18 protein-coding genes are annotated in these 16,840 nt (G+C 72.6%); 7 read left to right on the forward strand and 11 right to left on the reverse strand.

Features of this window, described 5'->3' with window-relative positions:
- Positions 1-29: 29 nt before the first annotated feature.
- A complete protein-coding gene (locus RND61_RS00535) occupies positions 30-1,007 on the reverse strand; it encodes a tetratricopeptide repeat protein (protein ID WP_315875577.1) in 978 nt (325 codons plus the stop codon).
- Positions 1,008-1,235: 228 nt separating this feature from the next.
- Between RND61_RS00535 and RND61_RS00540 the strand changes: the two genes are divergently transcribed.
- Positions 1,236-1,889, forward strand: a complete 654-nt coding sequence (locus RND61_RS00540) for a TetR/AcrR family transcriptional regulator (RefSeq protein WP_315875578.1) — start codon at positions 1,236-1,238, stop codon at positions 1,887-1,889.
- A gap of 38 nt (positions 1,890-1,927) precedes the next feature.
- Here the strand turns inward: RND61_RS00540 and RND61_RS00545 are convergent, their stop codons facing one another.
- The 4 genes from RND61_RS00545 to RND61_RS00560 form a co-directional block, all read right to left on the reverse strand.
- Complete coding sequence (locus RND61_RS00545) at positions 1,928-2,422, reverse strand: GNAT family N-acetyltransferase (protein WP_315875579.1); 495 nt, start codon at positions 2,420-2,422, stop codon at positions 1,928-1,930.
- Positions 2,423-2,499: 77 nt separating this feature from the next.
- Positions 2,500-4,200, reverse strand: a complete 1,701-nt coding sequence (locus RND61_RS00550; protein WP_315875580.1) for an acyl-CoA mutase large subunit family protein — start codon at positions 4,198-4,200, stop codon at positions 2,500-2,502.
- An 85-nt stretch (positions 4,201-4,285) separates the two neighbouring features.
- Complete coding sequence (locus RND61_RS00555) at positions 4,286-4,618, reverse strand: DUF3817 domain-containing protein (RefSeq protein WP_315875581.1); 333 nt, start codon at positions 4,616-4,618, stop codon at positions 4,286-4,288.
- Positions 4,619-4,662: 44 nt separating this feature from the next.
- Positions 4,663-5,172: a MarR family winged helix-turn-helix transcriptional regulator gene (locus RND61_RS00560; protein ID WP_315875582.1), complete on the reverse strand. Its 510-nt coding sequence runs from the start codon at positions 5,170-5,172 to the stop codon at positions 4,663-4,665.
- A 163-nt stretch (positions 5,173-5,335) separates the two neighbouring features.
- On the opposite strand from RND61_RS00560, the gene RND61_RS00565 reads away from it, so the two are divergent.
- On the forward strand, positions 5,336-6,373 hold the full coding sequence (locus RND61_RS00565; protein ID WP_315875583.1) for a glycoside hydrolase family 6 protein: 1,038 nt from the start codon (positions 5,336-5,338) through the stop codon (positions 6,371-6,373).
- Here the strand turns inward: RND61_RS00565 and RND61_RS00570 are convergent.
- From RND61_RS00570 to RND61_RS00585, 4 genes are all read right to left on the reverse strand, one after another.
- A complete protein-coding gene (locus RND61_RS00570; RefSeq protein WP_315875584.1) occupies positions 6,370-8,346 on the reverse strand; it encodes a kelch motif-containing protein in 1,977 nt (658 codons plus the stop codon). The genes RND61_RS00565 and RND61_RS00570 overlap by 4 nt on opposite strands.
- A 3-nt stretch (positions 8,347-8,349) precedes the next feature.
- Positions 8,350-10,149 (reverse strand): glycosyltransferase family 2 protein, encoded by a 1,800-nt coding sequence (locus RND61_RS00575; RefSeq protein ID WP_315875585.1) that lies wholly within the window; start codon positions 10,147-10,149, stop codon positions 8,350-8,352.
- Positions 10,150-10,285: 136 nt separating this feature from the next.
- Positions 10,286-10,576: an MTH1187 family thiamine-binding protein gene (locus RND61_RS00580; protein ID WP_189529173.1), complete on the reverse strand. Its 291-nt coding sequence runs from the start codon at positions 10,574-10,576 to the stop codon at positions 10,286-10,288.
- Positions 10,573-10,917 (reverse strand): DUF3817 domain-containing protein, encoded by a 345-nt coding sequence (locus RND61_RS00585; protein WP_315875586.1) that lies wholly within the window; start codon positions 10,915-10,917, stop codon positions 10,573-10,575. The genes RND61_RS00580 and RND61_RS00585 overlap by 4 nt, the downstream gene beginning before the upstream one ends.
- Positions 10,918-11,070: 153 nt before the next feature.
- On the opposite strand from RND61_RS00585, the gene RND61_RS00590 reads away from it, so the two are divergent.
- From RND61_RS00590 to RND61_RS00605, 4 genes are all read left to right on the forward strand, one after another.
- Positions 11,071-11,709, forward strand: coding sequence for an AIM24 family protein (locus RND61_RS00590; RefSeq protein ID WP_315875587.1), 639 nt, complete (start codon positions 11,071-11,073; stop codon positions 11,707-11,709).
- Entirely contained in the window at positions 11,709-12,359 is a 651-nt protein-coding gene (locus RND61_RS00595; protein WP_315875588.1) for an AIM24 family protein, read from the forward strand. Before RND61_RS00590 ends, RND61_RS00595 begins: the two co-directional genes overlap by 1 nt.
- Complete coding sequence (locus tag RND61_RS00600) at positions 12,356-13,150, forward strand: AIM24 family protein (RefSeq protein ID WP_315875589.1); 795 nt, start codon at positions 12,356-12,358, stop codon at positions 13,148-13,150. The genes RND61_RS00595 and RND61_RS00600 overlap by 4 nt, the downstream gene beginning before the upstream one ends.
- A 131-nt stretch (positions 13,151-13,281) precedes the next feature.
- The gene (locus tag RND61_RS00605) at positions 13,282-13,758 is read left to right on the forward strand and encodes a MarR family winged helix-turn-helix transcriptional regulator (protein ID WP_315875590.1); all 477 of its coding nucleotides are present in this window, start codon (positions 13,282-13,284) and stop codon (positions 13,756-13,758) included.
- A gap of 147 nt (positions 13,759-13,905) precedes the next feature.
- Here the strand turns inward: RND61_RS00605 and meaB are convergent, their stop codons facing one another.
- Together meaB and RND61_RS00615 are read right to left on the reverse strand one after the other, a co-directional pair.
- Positions 13,906-14,862, reverse strand: a complete 957-nt coding sequence (meaB, locus tag RND61_RS00610; protein WP_315875591.1) for a methylmalonyl Co-A mutase-associated GTPase MeaB — start codon at positions 14,860-14,862, stop codon at positions 13,906-13,908.
- A gap of 15 nt (positions 14,863-14,877) precedes the next feature.
- Positions 14,878-16,089 (reverse strand): acetyl-CoA C-acetyltransferase, encoded by a 1,212-nt coding sequence (locus RND61_RS00615; protein ID WP_315875592.1) that lies wholly within the window; start codon positions 16,087-16,089, stop codon positions 14,878-14,880.
- 149 nt (positions 16,090-16,238) lie between these two features.
- On the opposite strand from RND61_RS00615, the gene mce reads away from it, so the two are divergent.
- Positions 16,239-16,679, forward strand: coding sequence for a methylmalonyl-CoA epimerase (gene mce, locus RND61_RS00620; protein WP_315875593.1), 441 nt, complete (start codon positions 16,239-16,241; stop codon positions 16,677-16,679).
- The last annotated feature ends 161 nt before the right edge of the window (positions 16,680-16,840 follow it).

Consider the following 16,840-nt stretch of genomic DNA (forward strand, 5'->3'; position numbering starts at 1 on the left):
AGCGGCGGAGCCGTCACCCGGGGAACGGATCAGAACAGCACGCGCGCCAGGTCGCCGCGGGCCTTGATCACCCGCGGGTCGTCCGGGCCGATGACCTCGAACAGTTCCAGCAGCCGCACCCGCGCCGCTTCCCGGTCGTCCCCGGCCGTACGGCGCACGGTGTCGACGAGCCGCCCGAAGGCGTCCTCCACATGGCCGCCCACCAGGTCGAGGTCGGCGGCGGCCAACTGCGCCGGCACGTCCGCCGGGTCGTCGGCGGCGTTCTTGCGGACCTGCTGCGGGTCCGCCCCCTGCACCCGGCCGAGGAGTTCGGCCTGGGCGAGGCCCAGCTTGGCCTCGCTGTTGCCCGGGTCGTCGACCAGCACGTTCTTGTACGCCTGGATCGCGCCCGGGATGTCGTTGGAGTCCAGCGCCCGGACCGCCGCCTCCAGCAGCGCGTCGTACGGGCCGGCCGGCACCGTCCTGGCCGCGGCGTCCGCGCCGGGGGCCTCCCCGTCCGCGTCCACGGTCAGCCCCGTCAGGCCGAAGCGCTGTTCGGCGACCTGGACGAGCTGGTCCAGCGTCTCGCGGATCTGCGGCTCCGGCGCCGCGCCCTGGAAGAGCGGCAGGGCCTGGCCGGCCACCACCGCGAACACCGCCGGGATGCCCTGGATCCCGAACTGCTGCATCAGCATCTGGTTGGCGTCGACGTCGATCTTCGCCAGGACGAACCGGCCGTTGTACTCGACGGCCAGCCGCTCCAGCAGGGGCCCGAGCTGCTTGCACGGCTGGCACCACTCGGCCCAGAAGTCGATGACGACCGGCACCTCGGCGGAGCGCTGGACGACGTCGCGCTCGAAACCGGCCTCGTCGACATCGATCACCAGCGCGGACGGGGGCACGGCGCCGGTGCCGCCCTGCCGGGCCGCTTGCGCGCGCGCCTGCTCCGCCTTCGCCTTGGCCTCTCCGGCCGCCTTCACCGCGGCGAGGTCGACGACGCCGCTCATGGACATGTTCCTAGGCTGCATGGGTACATCCTCCCCCTTCCGCGCGCGTAACCGGTACGTCAGGGCACCGGTCGTGGCGGCGCCGGGTCCCCACCCGGCACCTGTGGTCGTCGCTGCGGGCCGCGCCGGCCTTTCGCTACGCGTCGTAGCGTAACTGTGCCGCCGGGGGCGCGGACCGCGCGGGCGGGTGAACTGGCTCACACGCGCGGTACCGGGGCACCGCGCCTACCCACCGGTATGGTCGCCGTCATGTGCCGCCGCCACCCCCTTCCCCCCGGTGCCGCCGGACGGTCCGGGCGCCCCGGGCGTCCGCGCAGCGCCGCGGCGGACACCGCCATCCTGGAGGCCACCCGCGCCGCCCTGGTCGAGCTGGGCTGGTCCAAGCTGTCGATGGGCGACGTGGCCACCCGCGCCGGTGTCGCCAAGACCACCCTGTACCGGCGCTGGGCGGGCAAGAGCGAACTCGTCGTGGACGCCGTCGCGGTCCTCTTCGACGAACTGGAGCTGCCCGACCGCGGCAGCCTCGCCGCGGACGTCGAGGGGGTGGTGCGCCAGTTCGCCGCGCTACTCGAACGGCCCGAGGCCAAGACGGCGCTGATGGCCGTCGTCGCCGAGTCGACCCGCGACGAACCGCTGCGCGAGCGGATCCGCGCCTCCATCGTCGACCGGCAGAAGCGGCTGGTCGTGGAGGGCCGGGCCCGCGCCCAGGCCCGCGGCGAGCTGCCCGTGACGGCGGACGACCGCTCCGGCGCTGCGGGCGCGGCCGACGACCTGGTCTTCGACGTCATCGCGGGCACCGTGGTCCACCGGGCCCTGGTCAGCGGGCAGCCCGTCGACGGGGAGTGGATCCGGCGGTTCACGGCGCTGCTGCTCGGCGGCCTCGGCGCCGCCGCGCACGGCTGAGCGGACGGACCGGGGCCCGTACGGGCCCGGCGCGGGGATCAGAGCGGCCGGTACATGACGTGCAGTCCCGTGTAGCCGTGCGTCGGATGGCGAAAGGCGCCCGGGACGGTGCCGACGATCCGGAAGCCCAGGTCCTCGTAGAGCCGTACCGCGTGGGTGTTCGTCTGGACGACCGCGTTGAACTGCATGCCCCGGAAGCCGGCCTCCGCCGCCCACCGGAGGCTCTCCTCGACGAGCGCCCGGCCGACGCCGCGCCCGGTGTGCGCCGGGTCGACCATGTAGCTGGCGCCGGCGACGTGCGCGCCGTTGCCCGCCTGGTTGCGGTTCATCTTGGCGGTGCCGACGACCGTGCCGGTCGCGTCGACGGCGACGACCGTGCGGTCCGGGGGCTTCAGCAGCCACCAGCCGCGCGCCTCCTCGGCACCGAGGTCCTCGGGGTAGGTGAAGGTCTCGCCCGCGGCGACGATCTGGTGGAAGAAGGGCCAGATGGCCGGCCAGTCGCCGGCGGTGGCCTCTCGGATCTCGACGTGCACGCGGCCAGCATGCACGCCGGGATCCCCGAGGGGCGAGGGGTTTTCCGGGCGGCGGGGCCGCCCGGAACCCGGCCGGCTCAGAACCCGGCCGGCTCGGTGTACGTGCCCCACTCGTCGCGCAGGGCGTCGCAGATCTCCCCGAGCGTGGCCTCGGCCCGTACGGCGTCGAGCATCGGCCCGATCATGTTGGCGCCGTCGCGGGCGGCGGCCAGCATCGCGTCGAGCGCGGCGCGCACCCGCGCGTCGTCGCGGCGGGCCTTGCGGTCGGCGAGGATCCTCACCTGCTCGCGCTCCACCTCGTGGCTGACCCGGAGGATCTCCAGGTCGCCGGTGACGGAGCCGGTGTGGCAGTTGACGCCGACGACCTTCTTGTCGCCCTTCTCCAGGGACTGCTGGTAGCGGAAGGCGGACTCGGCGATCTCGCCGGTGAACCAGCCGTCCTCGATCCCGCGCAGGATGCCGGAGGTGATCGGCCCGATCGGGTGCCGCCCGTCCGGGTGGGCGCGCAGGCCGCGCTCCTTGATCTGGTCGAAGATCTTCTCGGCGTCGGCCTCGATCCGGTCGGTGAGCTGCTCCACGTACCAGGAGCCGCCCAGCGGGTCCGCGACGTTGGCGACGCCGGTCTCCTCCATCAGCACCTGCTGGGTGCGCAGGGCGATCTCGGCGGCCTGCTCGGAGGGGAGGGCGAGGGTCTCGTCGAGGGCGTTCGTGTGCAGCGAGTTGGTGCCGCCGAGCACCGCGGCGAGCGCCTCGACGGCGGTGCGCACGACGTTGTTGTACGGCTGCTGCGCGGTGAGGGAGACACCGGCGGTCTGGGTGTGGAAGCGGAGCCACTGCGCCTTGTCGGTCCTGGCGCCGTAGACCTCCTTCATCCAGCGGGCCCAGATGCGGCGGGCGGCGCGGAACTTGGCGATCTCCTCGAAGAAGTCGACGTGCGCGTCGAAGAAGAAGGAGAGGCCGGGGGCGAAGACGTCGACGTCCAGGCCGCGGGAGAGGCCGAGCTCGACGTAGCCGAAGCCGTCCGCGAGGGTGTACGCGAGCTCCTGCGCGGCCGTCGAGCCGGCCTCGCGGATGTGGTAGCCGGAGACGGAGAGCGGCTTGTACGCGGGGATGTGCCGGGCGCAGTGCTCCATCAGGTCGCCGATGAGCCGAAGGTGGGGCTCGGGCTCGAACAGCCACTCCTTCTGGGCGATGTACTCCTTGAAGATGTCCGTCTGGAGCGTGCCGTTGAGGACGGACGGGTCGACGCCCTGGCGCTCGGCGGCGACGAGGTACATGCAGAAGACGGGGACGGCGGGGCCGCTGATGGTCATCGAGGTGGTGACGTCGCCGAGCGGGATGTCCTTGAAGAGGACCTCCATGTCGACGGCGGAGTCGATCGCGACGCCGCAGTGGCCGACCTCGCCCAGGGAGCGGGGGTCGTCGGAGTCGCGGCCCATGAGCGTCGGCATGTCGAAGGCGACGGAGAGGCCGCCGCCGCCCGCGGCCAGGATCATCTTGTACCGCTCGTTCGTCTGCTCGGCGTTGCCGAAGCCGGCGAACTGGCGGATGGTCCAGGTCCGGCCGCGGTAGCCGGTCGGGTACAGGCCGCGGGTGAAGGGGTACTCACCGGGCCAGCCGATCCGCTCGAAGCCGTCGTACGTGTCGCCGGGCCGCGGCCCGTACACGGGCTCCACGGGGTCGCCGGAGAGCGTGGTGAAGTCGGCGTCGCGCTTCCTGGCGGCGTCGTAACGGGCCTGCCAGCGTCGGCGGCCTTCCTCGATGGCGTCAGCGTCCATACCTTCGAATTTACTAGGACGTCCTAGTAAATGTCGATGGCCCACCGCCGGGCGCGGCGCGCGCCCGGCGGCCGGGGCCGTGCGGTTACGCCTTGGCGGCGGCCGGCGCGGAGCCGGCGATCAGCGGCTGGACCTCGCGGGCGACCTTGCGCTCGACGAAGAAGGCGGCGGTCGGGATCGTGCCGGAGAGCAGGATCCACAGGAGCTTGCCGAACGGCCAGCGGGCCTTGGAGCCCAGGTCGAAGGCGAAGACCAGGTAGACGATGTACAACACACCGTGGGTCTGGGACACCATGAAGGTGAGGTCCTCGCCCACGCCGAAGCCGTACTTGGCGACCATGCACGCACAGAGCACGAGGAGCATGACGGCCGTGACGTAGGCCATCACCCGGTAGCGGGTCAGCACGCTGGATTTCATGGCATCGAGCGTAACCACCCGTTCCGGGCGATCTACGCGCGCCCCTACTTCTCCGCGAAGTCCCCCGCGGCCACCCGCAGCGGGCGGAGCATCGCGAAGATCTCCGCGCACTCCTCCGCGTCGTACGCCCCGAGGCCGAAGTCCATCGCCATCAGGTCCGCCGTGGCCGCCTCGACCACCTCGCGGCCCTTGTCGGTGATGGAGGCGAGCGTGCCCCGGCCGTCGTTGGGGTTGGGGCGCTTGTCGACGAGGCCGGAGCGGACCAGCCGGTCGACGGTGTTCGTCACGGACGTGGGGTGGACCATGAGCCGCTCGCCGATCTTCGACATGGGCAGCTCCCCCTCCTTGGAGAAGGTGAGCAGCACCAGCGCCTCGTACCGCGCGAACGTCAGCCCGTACGGCTTGACCACGGCGTCGACCTCGGCCAGCAGGATCTGGTGGGCGCGCATGATCGAGGTGATCGCGGCCATCGAGGGGACCGGGCCCCAGCGCTGCCGCCAGAGCTCGTCGGCGCGGGCGATGGGGTCGAAGGGGAGGCTGAGCGGCTTCGGCACGCCACGACCTTACCGAGTGGTCACATGCCGGTCAGCCCGGTCTCACGCTTTGGTCGCCAAACCGCCCCGGCGCCCCGGTCGCCCGGCCGGTGTCGCGCCGCCACGCAGAGTGACCGCTGTGTCACGATGGGCGGGTCTGCCCGCAGCGATCCGAGGGATGTTGATGTCCGGCAACCGACCGTCGTCCCGCGCTCTGCTCTCCCTGGCGCTCACCGCCGTCCTCCTCGCCTCCGGCTGCTCGTCCGGCCCGGGCCGCGGCACCGCCGGGGAGCCGCCCTCCCCCGCGTCGGCCGGGCGGGGCGAGGCCGCCGCGCCCTCCTCCGGCTCCCCGTTCTGGGTCGACCCGGACAGCGCGGCGGCACGGCAGGTGAAGGAGTACGAGGCGGCCGGCCGCACCGAGGAGGCGCGGCTCCTGCGGCGGATCTCCGAGCGCCCCGCCGCGGTCTGGCCGTCCGGCGACGACCCCGTGCGGGACGTGGCACGGGCGGTGCGCGGCGCCACCGGCGAGGGGCGGACGGCCGTCCTCGTCGCGTACAACATCCCGCACCGCGACTGCGGCCGGTACTCGGCGGGCGGGGCGGCGGACGGGGAGACGTACCGGCGGTGGCTCGACGCGTTCGCGGGCGCCCTCGGGGACGCCCCGGCCGTCGTCGTCCTGGAGCCGGACGCCGTGCCGCACCTGGTGGACGGCTGCGCGACCGGGACGAAGGCGCAGGAGCGCTACCGGCTGCTGGCGGAGGCGGTGGACCGGTTGAAGCGGCAGCCCCACACCAAGGTGTACCTGGACGCGGGCAACCCGGCGTGGATCGGCGACCCGGGCAAGCTGGTGGAGCCGCTGCGGCGGGCCGGGGTCGAGCGGGCGGACGGCTTCGCGCTGAACGTGGCGAACTTCGAGACGAACGAGGTGGTCGGGGCGTTCGGGACGGAGCTGTCGGCGCTGCTGGGCGGGGCCCACTTCACGGTGGACACGAGCCGCAACGGCGCGGGGCCGCTGCCCGGCGGCGGCGAGGAGGCGTGGTGCAACCCGCCGGGCCGGGCGCTGGGCACGCCGCCCACCCTGCGGACCGGCGACCGGCTGATCGACGCGTACCTGTGGGTGAAGCGGCCCGGCGAGTCGGACGGCACCTGCCGGGGCGGCCCGGCGGCGGGCACGTGGTGGCCGGAGTACGCCCTGGGCCTGGCGCGCCGGGCGGCGGCCTAGCCGCGCGCCCCCCGCGGCTCGACCTGGATCCACTTGGCGACGGACGGGCGGCCCTCGGCGTCGAGGGCGAACAGCATGTACCAGCCGGGCGGCACCAGGGTCGGGTCGAGCGGCGCCTCGACGGTGACGGAGTCCTCGGTGCGGGTGAGCCCCAGCTCGACGGACCGCTGCTCCACGTCGGTGGTGTGGGTGACGGCGCTGGGCCGCATCAGCCGGGCCTTGGTGATGCGGGGGGCGTCCTCGGTGCGGAAGGTGGCGCGGCCGTTCCGGTCGAACGCGCGCGGCCCGTCGCCGAGGACCGGGCGGCGGCGCCCGGCGTCGCCCTGGAGGTAGGGCGGGGTGAAGACCTCGACGCGCTGCTCGAACGTGCCGAGCTTGGTGTTGTCCTTGTCGCCGAAGAGGGGGTCGGAGCCGAAGGTCGCCACGCGGCCGTCCGGCAGCAGCAGGGCCTCGGAGTGGTAGTTGCGGCCGACGGTCGGCTCGGCGGCCGGGCGGAAGCGGTGGGAGCGGGGCTCGTAGAACTGTGCCTTGAGGATGTCGCTGGCGCCGCGGCCCCGGTAGTCGCGGGAGCCGCCGGTGGTGAAGACGGTGTCGTCGGGCAGCAGGACGCTGCTGAGGTAGCGGGTGCCCTGCGGGAGGGCGGGCCCGGCGCGGAAGACGGGGCTCTCCTCCTTGAGGTCGATGACGGCCGTGCGGGGCGTCGACAGGGCCGACTCGCCGACCCCGCCGCCGCCGAGGACCATCAGCTTCTGCTCCTGGGCCGGCGGGAGGAGGAGGGAGGCGGAGGTCTCCAACTGGTCGGGGTCGTCGATGCCGCGGATCTCCTGGAAGACGTTCTTCCGCAGGTCCCACAGGCCGGGGACGCGGCCCTTGTCGGCGGGGCCGTAGCCGGCGTTGGAGCCGGTGTAGAACAGCTTGCCGCCCTGGGTGAGGAAGAGGGCCGGGTAGGTGGGGAAGTAGCGGGAGGGGCCCGGGGTCCACTTCTTCGTCCTCGGGTCGTAGACCTCGTTGTCGCCGGGGACGACGTCGCCCACGTCGTTGAGGCCGGAGACGGCGAGGACCCTGCCGTCCTGGAGGGTGACGAGGGTGGGGTACCAGCGGGCCTCCTTCATCGGGGCGACGGGCACGTACCGCTCGGCTACGGGATCGAACTCGTAGGCGGACTTGATGCCCTGGAAGTCCTGCTTCGCGGTGGTGAGCTTCTGGGCGATGCCGTAGACGTTCCGGGCGTCCTCGCCCTTGAGGCCGAGGATCCGGTACTGGGCGGCCTGGGTGGTGAGCCCCTTGGGTCCCTCCTCGCGGGCCTCGACGAAGACCCGGGCCTCGGCGGCGGTGACCTTGGTCTCCCAGGGCTTCATCCGGCCGGTCTTGAAGTACGTGACCTTGAACTCGCGCTTGGCCCTGGGGACGGTGACGGCCTGCGTGGAGACGTACTCGACGCCGCTCGGGGAGCGGAAGACGGTGCCCTTCTTGAGGGTGACCGCCTTGTCGGGGCTCTCGTTCTTGACGCGCATGGCGCCGCCGGCGCGCTTCACCTCGCCGTCGAGGACCTCGTAGCGGGCCGTGCCGCCGGCGACGAGGAGGCGGCCGTCGGGGAGCTGGCTGTGGCCGGCGCAGAAGAAGTCCTCGGGGGTGTCGACGGCCTGGAAGGTGTGGGCGGCGGGGTCCCACAGGATGGTCTTGAAGGTGCCGGCGTCGAAGTTCTTCTGGTTGTTGCCGGACCCGGCGACGAGGAGGACCTTGCCGGTGCGCAGCAGGGCGGCGTGGATGGCGTTGAGGCGGTGCTCGCCGGGGACGCGGACCTCCTCCCAGGAGCCGTACTTCGCCTTGTAGCCGGGCTGGGAGATCTTGTAGGCGTGGTACTTCTCCTCGGCGAAGGAGAGCGCGGCCGGGGCGTTGAGGCCGGCGAGGACGACGACGGCACCGCCGCCGAGCAGGGTCTTCTTAAACTTCCTGGAGGGCCGGTAGGCCATGGTTCAGTTCCCTCCCGGGGTGGGGGCGAGCGCGGCCTCGGCCTCCTCGCCGCGCCCGGCCCGCCGGACGGCGGCGGCACGGCGCTCGCGGAGGGCGGATCGGGCCCAGACCGCGACGGGGGCGAGGGCGACGGCCAGGGCGAGGACCGCCCAGGTGCGCATGGCCGCGTGGGTGTGGTCGAAGTGGACGGACGCGAGGAGCGCGGCGGCGAGGACCGCGGCCCAGCCCAGGTGGAGGCGGAAGGTGGACAGCCGGTCGGGGCTGGCCTCGCCGCCCTTGGGGGTGACGACGAACCGGCCGTCGGTGCGCAGGACGGCGGAGGCGAGGGAGTGGAGGTAGACGGGGGCGGAGAGGGCGGACATGGCCATGCCGGCGACGCCGCCGGAGCCCTCGGGTTCGTGGGGGGAGACGTTGTGGCGGCGGTTCCACAGGTAGAGGCCGATCTGGAGGGCGGCGGCGTCGCTGTAGAGCATCAGCCAGACGGAGGAGGAGACCTGGGTGCCGGAGGCGCCGAGCCAGAGGTAGAGGGTGCAGCTGAGGACGCCGAGGAACCAGTTGACGGCGGTCATCGGGTAGTAGACGAGCATCAGGGTGTAGTGGAGGAACCGTCCCGGCGGGACGCGGAAGAGCGCCTTCCCGTACTGCTTGAGGAGCGTCTCGTACGTGCCGCGGGACCAGCGGAGCTGCTGGGTGAAGAAGTCGGTCCAGGAGGCGGGGCCCTCGCCGACGGCGAGCACGTCGGGCGTGTACACGGACCGCCAGTACCGGCCGGTGCGGGGGTTGCGGCGGCGGTGCAGCTCGAAGCCGGTGGCCATGTCCTCCGTGACGGAGTCGTACAGGCCGCCGACCTGGAGGAGGGCGCTCATCCGCACGACGTTGTTGGTGCCGACGAACATGGGGGCGCGGTAGCGGTTGCCGGCGCGCTGGACGAGGGCGTGGAAGAGGAACTGCTGGGACTCGGCGGCCTTGGTGACGGCGGAGACGTAGTTGCCGTACACCTGCGGGCCGACGACGAAGGCGACGTCGGGGTCGCGGAAGTAGCCGAGCATCCGCTCCAGGAAGTTCGGCAGCGGGACGTGGTCGGTGTCGACGGACGCGAAGAAGTCGTACGCGTCGCCGTGGAGGGCGATCCACGCGTTGTAGTTGCCGTGCTTGGTCTTCGCCCGGTGGGGGCCCGAGGGGCGGTTCCACTCGGGGACGCCCCTGCGGGTGAAGTGCCGGACGCCGAGTTCGGCGCACAGGGCCCTGGCCTGCTCGTCGTCGCCCTCGTCGAGCAGCCACACGTCGAGGACGCCCTGGTGGCGGACGCGGACGGCGCCCTCCAGGGTGGCGCGGACCATGGAGAGCGGTTCCTTGCCGGGGACGTAGGTGGTCAGGAAGGCCACGCGGGTGCCCGGCTCGGGCGGGACGGGGACCGGGTCGCGGGCGACGAGGGTGGCGTGGGCGATCGAGACGACGTTGACCAGCATGAACAGGCAGATGAGCCCGATCGACACGAGCATCACCGCGTCGAACGCGACCAGCCACCGGTCGCCGCCCTCCCGGCGGGTCCAGTGGGTGGGCCAGACCAGGTAGGCGAGGAGGGCCGCGGAGAGCGCCGGGGCGAGGGTCATGAGCAGCACGGCCCGCACGCGGTGCGGCTCGCGGCCGAGCAGGCTGCGGTACTCGACGGTGTACGCCGCCGGGCCAGGGTCCGTCAGGGGGCCGGCGAGGCGGCTGTACGCGTCGTAGTCGTAACCGCCGCTGGTGGCCGTCCCGGTGCCGTCGCTGTCGCCGGTGTCGCAGCCCTCCGACCTCAGCACGGGTGCCTCCAGCCTGTCGAGCGGGATCGCTTACCCCAACGAAAGGGGACAGGCCGGCGCGTGTCGATCCGAAGGCCCCCGACCGGGCGTACGGCTCGGCGGGTCGGGGGCCTCGGGGGCGGACGGGCCGCCGGGGTCAGGCCAGGTGGCGTTCGACCGTGGCGACCTTGGCGGTGAGGCCGTCGGTCACGCCGGGGCGGATGTCGGCCTTCAGGACCAGGGAGACGCGCGGGGCGCGGGCCTCCACGGCCGCGACGGCGCGCCGGACGACGTCCATGACCTCGTCCCACTCCCCCTCGACGGAGGTGAACATCGCGTCGGTGCGGTTCGGCAGCCCCGACTCGCGGACGACGCGCACGGCCTCGGCGACGTACTCGCCGACCTCCTCGCCGACGCCCAGCGGCGTGACGGAGAACGCGACGATCACGCGTCCACCTTCCCCTCGCGCCGGGCGCGGGACGCGATCACGGCGGCGTCGGCGGCGCGCTTCAGCCTCCGGTCGGCGTAGAAGCCGCCGAAGGGGACGACGGAGAGGACGAAGTACAGCACGCCGGTCTTCACGTCCCACTTCGCGTTCTTCCAGGCGTCCAGCCAGAAGACCACGTACAGCAGGAAGAGGAAGCCGTGGACGGCGCCCATGAAGGGGACGGCGTTGAACTCCGTCGTGCGCTTGAGGACCGAGCAGACGAGCAGCACGAGGAAGGAGACCGCCTCGGGACCGGAGACGAGCCGGAGGCGGTGGAGGGCGGATGCGGTCTTGATGTCCACGGGAACAGGCACCTTCTGCATGAGGGTCGATCTTGTGAACGGATGCACAAGCGTCCGCTCATTCTGTCAGGTGGCCGCTGCGGGACGCGCCGTGGGTCCGGATCGTCCCGCCGGTGCTGTCCTCGTCGCGACCCGGCCGGTTACGGTCGGCGCGTGGCAACCTTCCGACTCCAAGGCAGCAAGGTCCTGGCCGTCGACCTGACCGGCGACGCGGTCAGGGCGAAGAACGGCTCGATGGTCGCGTACGAGGGCCAGATGGCCTTCAAGAAGACGAGCGGCGGCGGCGAGGGCCTCCGCGGCATGGTCACCCGGCGGCTCACCGGCGAGCAGATGGAGGTCATGGAGGTGAAGGGGCAGGGCACCTGCTACTTCGCGGACCGGGCCTCCGACGTCACCGTACTGGCGCTCCACGGCGACAGGCTGTGGGTCGAGGCGAGCAACCTGCTCTGCGCCGACGGCGGGCTGCGCACCGGGACGACGTTCACCGGGCTGCGCGGCGGCGCCACCGGCACCGGCCTGTTCACCACGACGGTCGAGGGCTCCGGGCAGGTGGCGATCGTGTCGGACGGGCCGGCCGTGGTGCTGCGCGTGACGCCGCAGTACCCGCTGTCGGTGGACCCCGGGGCGTACGTGGCGCACCAGGGGGACCTCCGGCAGAACCTCCAGTCCGGCGTGACGTTCCGCACGCTCCTGGGCGAGGGGGGCGGCGAGGCGTTCCAGATCAGGTTCGAGGGGGACGGGCTGGTGTACGTGCAGCCGAGCGAGCGCAACACCGTGGGAGGCGACGTCTGATGCCGTTCCGGGAGATCAACTCCAAGGTGGTCGAGGCCACGGTCGCACCGGGGCAGCGGATGTTCAGCCAGCGCGGGGCGATGCTCGCGTACCGGGGGGAGGTCACTTTCACGCCGAACACCGCCGGCGGCCAGGGCGGGGTCATGGCGATGCTGGGCCGGCGCGCGGCCGGCGAGGCGGCGCCGCTGATGACGGTCGAGGGCGACGGCACGGTGCTGTTCGGGCACGGCGGCCACCACGTGCAGGTGGTCCGGCTCACCGGGGACACGCTGTACGTCGAGGCGGACCGGCTGCTGGCGTTCGACGGGACCCTGGAGCAGGGGACGATGTTCATGGGGGCGCAGGGCGGCGTCATGGGCATGGTGCGCGGCCAGGTGACGGGGCAGGGCCTGTTCACCACGACCCTCAAGGGGCACGGCGCCGTCGCCGTCATGGCGCACGGCGGGGTCCTGGAACTGCCCGTCACCCCGGGGCGGCCGGTCCACGTGGACCCGCAGGCGTACGTGGCGCACCACGGCGACGTGCGCAACAGGCTCTCCACCGCGCTCGGCTGGCGCGACATGGTGGGGCGCGGCTCGGGCGAGGCGTTCCAGCTGGAGCTGAGCGGCAGTGGTGCGGTGTACGTCCAGGCGTCGGAGGAGAAGCTGTGAACGCGTCCGTGGTGTTCGACCCGTCGTCCCTGCCGAGCGGCGACAACGTCAACCCGTACACCTTCTGCGTGGACCTCAAGGGGTCCCGGTGGTTCCTGCAGAAGGGCAAGATGATCGCCTACTACGGGGACATCGCCTTCAACGGCGTCGGGCACGGCGCGCTGGACCGGCTGGTGCGGACGAGCTTCCACTCGCCGGTGCACGCCGGCGACTGGGTGGTGGCGGAGGGCAGCGGGAAGATGCTGCTCGCGGACCGGGCGTTCGACGTGAACTCCTACGACCTCGACGAGGGCAACCTGACGATCCGGGCCGGGAACCTGCTGGCCTTCGAGCCGTCGCTGGCGCTGAAGCAGTCGATCGTGCCGGGCTTCCTGACGCTGATCGGGACGGGCACGTTCGTGGCGGCGTCCAACGGGCCGGTGGTGTTCATGGAGCCGCCGATCCGGGTCGACCCGCAGGCGCTGGTGGGCTGGGCGGACTGCCCGTCGCCGTGCCACCACTACGACCACGCGTACATGAGCGGGGTGCTGGGCGGACTGCGGGCGCTGACGGGGGTCGGCGGGGCGTCGGGCGAGGAGCACCAGTTCGAGTTCGTCGGGGCCGGGACGGTCCTGCTCCAGTCGTCGGAGACGCTGATGCCGGAGCGGGGCACCGGGACCGTCCCGCACGAGCCCGGCGTCCCCGGGGGCGGGGCGCCGCAGGCGGGGCACGGTTCCGGCCAGGGCTCCCACGGGTCGGTACCGCGCCTTCCCGGCCAGCTGGGGGACCTCCAGCGCCGCTTCGGGCTGTGAGCGGTAGTCTGCGGAGGGTGACGCGCTCGAACGTCTGCGCCCTTGCGGGGACGTCGAGGACGGGGGACGGGGAAGCGAAGCGGCGTCACTTCACTTCGTCCAACTTTCAACTTCTTAGGTAGAATCCATACATGGAGACCGAGACGGCCATCCCGTGGCTCACCGACACCGAACAGTGCGCCTGGCGCACCTACCTGGACGTCAACCGACTCCTGACGTACCAGCTGGAGAGGGACCTCCAGCCGTTCGGCCTGACCTACAACGACTACGAGATCCTCGTGAACCTCTCGGAGTCCCCGGACCGGCGCATGCGGATGAGCGACCTCGCCGCCGCCACCCTCCAGTCCAAGAGCCGGCTCTCGCACCAGATCACCCGCATGGAGAACTCCGGGCTGGTCCGCCGCGAGAACTGCGAGTCGGACCGGCGCGGGCTGTACGCGGTCCTCACCGACCAGGGCATGGAGACGATGCGGAAGGTGGCGCCGCACCACGTCGAGTCGGTGCGCAGGCACTTCATCGACCAGCTCGCCCCCGAGGCGCTGGCCGGCCTCCACGCCTCCCTGAGGCCCATCTCGGAGCACCTGCGCGGGCTGCGCGGCAGGCCCTGACGCGGTCGCGCGCACCCGCGCGCCACCCCGCGGGGCGCCTCCCCCGGTGAGGGCCACGCCGACGGACCCTCCACCCCGGGACAGGCCCCGTGTGCGGACGGCCCCGCCCCCAGGCATGGGGGGCGGGGCCGTCCGCACACGGGGGCCTCAGCGGCCCGTCAGGCCCGCCACCAGTTCGTCGGCGGCCGCGTACGGGTCGAGCTCGCCCGCCACGATCCGCTCGGCGAGCGCGCCCAGGCGCCGGTCGCCGTGCAGGTCGCCGATCCGCTCGCGCAGCGCGGTGACCGCGATGGTCTCCACCTCGTGGGCCGCGCGGGCCCGGCGGCGCTGCGCGAGGACGCCGTGCTCCTCCATCCACGCGCGGTGCTTCTCCAGGGCCTCCACGACCTCGTCGGCGCCCTCCCCGCGCGCGGCGACCGTCTTGACGATCGGCGGTCGCCAGTCACCCGGCGCCCGGGACTCCCCGAGGCCCAGCATGTGGTTGAGCTCGCGGGCCGTGGCGTCCGCGCCGTCCCGGTCCGCCTTGTTCACCACGTACACGTCGCCGATCTCCAGGATGCCGGCCTTCGCCGCCTGGATCCCGTCGCCCATGCCCGGCGCCAGCAGCACCACGGACGTGTCGGCCTGCGAGGCGATCTCCACCTCGGACTGTCCGACGCCGACCGTCTCCACCAGCACCACGTCGCAGCCCGCCGCGTCCAGCACGCGGATCGCCTGCGGCGCCGCCCACGCCAGGCCGCCCAGGTGCCCGCGGGTGGCCATGGAGCGGATGTAGACGCCCGGGTCCGACGCGTGGTCGGCCATCCGGACCCGGTCGCCCAGCAGGGCTCCGCCGGAGAACGGCGACGACGGGTCGACCGCGAGGACGCCGACCCGCTTGCCGGCCCTGCGGTACGCGGAGACCAGCGCCGACGTCGACGTGGACTTGCCGACGCCGGGCGAGCCCGTCAGACCCACCACGTACGCGCCGCCCGACAGCGGGGCCAGCGCCGCCATCACCTCACGGAGCTGCGGGGACGCCCCCTCCACGAGCGAGATCAGCCGGGCCACGGCCCGCGGCCGGCCCTCCCGTGCCTGGGCGACCAGTGCGGGGACGTCCACCATCACGTACAGAGCTCCTTACTTCGTCGAAGCGCTCGGGACACGCAGGATCAGCGCGTCGCCCTGGCCGGTGCCGCCGCACAGGCCCGCCGCGCCGATGCCGCCGCCGCGCCGCCTGAGCTCCAGCGCCAGGTGCAGCACGATACGGGCGCCGGACATGCCGATGGGGTGGCCCAGGGCGATCGCGCCACCGTTGACGTTCACCTTTTCGGGGGTCACCCCGAGGTCCTTCATTGACTGCACCGAGACGGACGCGAACGCCTCGTTGATCTCAATCAGGTCGAGGTCGTCGACGCCGAGGCCCTCCTTCTTCAGGGCGTGCAGGATCGCGTTGGACGGCTGGGACTGCAGACTGTTGTCCGGGCCCGCGACGTTGCCGTGCGCGCCGATCTCGGCGATCCACTCCAGGCCCAGCTCCTCGGCCTTGGCCCGGCTCATCACCACGACGGCCGCGGCGCCGTCGGAGATCTGCGAGGACGAGCCGGCCGTGATCGTGCCGTCCTTGTCGAACGCCGGGCGGAGCTTGGCGAGCGTCTCGACGGTCGTCTCCGGGCGGATACCCTCGTCCTTGGCGAAGACCACCGGGTCGCCCTTGCGCTGCGGGATCTCGACCGGGGTGATCTCGGCCTCGAACAGGCCGTTCTTCTGGGCGGCCGCCGCGCGCTGGTGCGACAGGGCGGAGATCTCGTCCTGCTCGGCGCGGCCGATGCCCAGGCGGGTGTTGTGCCGCTCGGTCGACGCGCCCATGGCGATGCCGTCGAACGGGTCGGTGAGGCCGTCGTGCGCCGCCGCGTCGAGCATCTCGATCGCGCCGTACTTGTAGCCCTCGCGGGACTTGGGGAGCAGGTGCGGGGCGTTGGTCATGGACTCCTGGCCGCCGGCGACGATCACGTCGAACTCGCCGGCGCGGATCAGCTGGTCGGCCAGGGCGATGGCGTCGAGGCCGGAGAGGCAGACCTTGTTGATCGTCAGCGCCGGGACGTTCATCGGGATGCCGGCCTTGACGGCGGCCTGCCGGGCGGGGATCTGCCCGGCGCCCGCCTGGAGCACCTGGCCCATGATCACGTACTGCACCTGGTCGCCGCCGATGCCCGCCCGCTCCAGCGCGGCCTTGATGGCGAAGGCGCCGAGGTCGACACCGGAGAAGGACTTGAGCGAGCCGAGCAGCCGGCCCATGGGCGTACGGGCACCCGCGACGATGACGGAGGTGGTACCGGTCGTTCCAGACATGAGGACGATCCCCTTTCAGCCCGGAGGGGCTGCGGAGTGAACGAGGGTTTACCGCCAATGTACTGAGCGGTACCAGCCCCGGTCACCGGGCGGTCGGTGTGACGGCGCGCACGTTGCGTAACCGGCCGGTGGAGCGCTGCACTGTTCGCATGCTCACGAGAATCGACCACATCGGGATCGCCTGCTTCGACCTCGACAAGACCGTCGAGTTCTACCGTTCGACGTACGGCTTCGAGGTCTTCCACACCGAGGTCAACGAGGAGCAGGGGGTCCGCGAGGCCATGCTCAGGATCAACGGGACCTCCGACGGCGGCGCCTCCTACCTCCAGTTGCTGGAACCCGTCCGCGAGGACTCCACCGTCGCCAAGTGGCTGGCGAAGAACGGCGAGGGCGTCCACCACATCGCCTTCGGCACGGCCGACGTGGACGGCGACGCCGCCGACATCCGCGGCAAGGGCGTCCGGGTCCTCTACGACGAGCCCCGGCGCGGCTCGATGGGGTCCCGCATCACGTTCCTGCACCCCAAGGACTGCCACGGCGTGCTCACCGAACTGGTCACGTCGGCTGAGCCCTCCTCAGCCGAGCACTGAACCGACGCATCCCGGCCCGGTAGAGTGGGCGGCTCCGGGCCGGGGCCGGGTCGGAGCCGCCCTGCGGCGTCGTCGTCGGAAGCGTCGATCTGACACCATTCCCCGGGGGGCCGTTCGCCGGCGGACGGTGCCCGTACGAAGAGAGTTCGCGACCAGGGGAC

Source organism: Streptomyces tamarix, from assembly GCF_032423885.1.
In the GTDB taxonomy this organism is placed as follows: domain Bacteria; phylum Actinomycetota; class Actinomycetes; order Streptomycetales; family Streptomycetaceae; genus Streptomyces; species Streptomyces tamarix.

Excerpts from the sequence above, each read along its gene's own strand:
- RND61_RS00550 (WP_315875580.1), bottom strand. The coding sequence starts at position 4,200 with ATGGACGCTGACGCCATCGAGGAAGGCCGCCGACGCTGGCAGGCCCGT.
- meaB (WP_315875591.1), bottom strand. The coding sequence starts at position 14,862 with ATGGTGGACGTCCCCGCACTGGTCGCCCAGGCACGGGAGGGCCGGCCG.
- RND61_RS00570 (WP_315875584.1), bottom strand. The coding sequence starts at position 8,346 with ATGGCCTACCGGCCCTCCAGGAAGTTTAAGAAGACCCTGCTCGGCGGC.
- RND61_RS00555 (WP_315875581.1), bottom strand. The coding sequence starts at position 4,618 with ATGAAATCCAGCGTGCTGACCCGCTACCGGGTGATGGCCTACGTCACG.
- RND61_RS00535 (WP_315875577.1), bottom strand. The coding sequence starts at position 1,007 with ATGCAGCCTAGGAACATGTCCATGAGCGGCGTCGTCGACCTCGCCGCG.
- RND61_RS00540 (WP_315875578.1), top strand. The coding sequence starts at position 1,236 with ATGTGCCGCCGCCACCCCCTTCCCCCCGGTGCCGCCGGACGGTCCGGG.
- RND61_RS00595 (WP_315875588.1), top strand. The coding sequence starts at position 11,709 with ATGCCGTTCCGGGAGATCAACTCCAAGGTGGTCGAGGCCACGGTCGCA.
- RND61_RS00605 (WP_315875590.1), top strand. The coding sequence starts at position 13,282 with ATGGAGACCGAGACGGCCATCCCGTGGCTCACCGACACCGAACAGTGC.
- mce (WP_315875593.1), top strand. The coding sequence starts at position 16,239 with ATGCTCACGAGAATCGACCACATCGGGATCGCCTGCTTCGACCTCGAC.
- RND61_RS00615 (WP_315875592.1), bottom strand. The coding sequence starts at position 16,089 with ATGTCTGGAACGACCGGTACCACCTCCGTCATCGTCGCGGGTGCCCGT.
- RND61_RS00565 (WP_315875583.1), top strand. The coding sequence starts at position 5,336 with ATGTCCGGCAACCGACCGTCGTCCCGCGCTCTGCTCTCCCTGGCGCTC.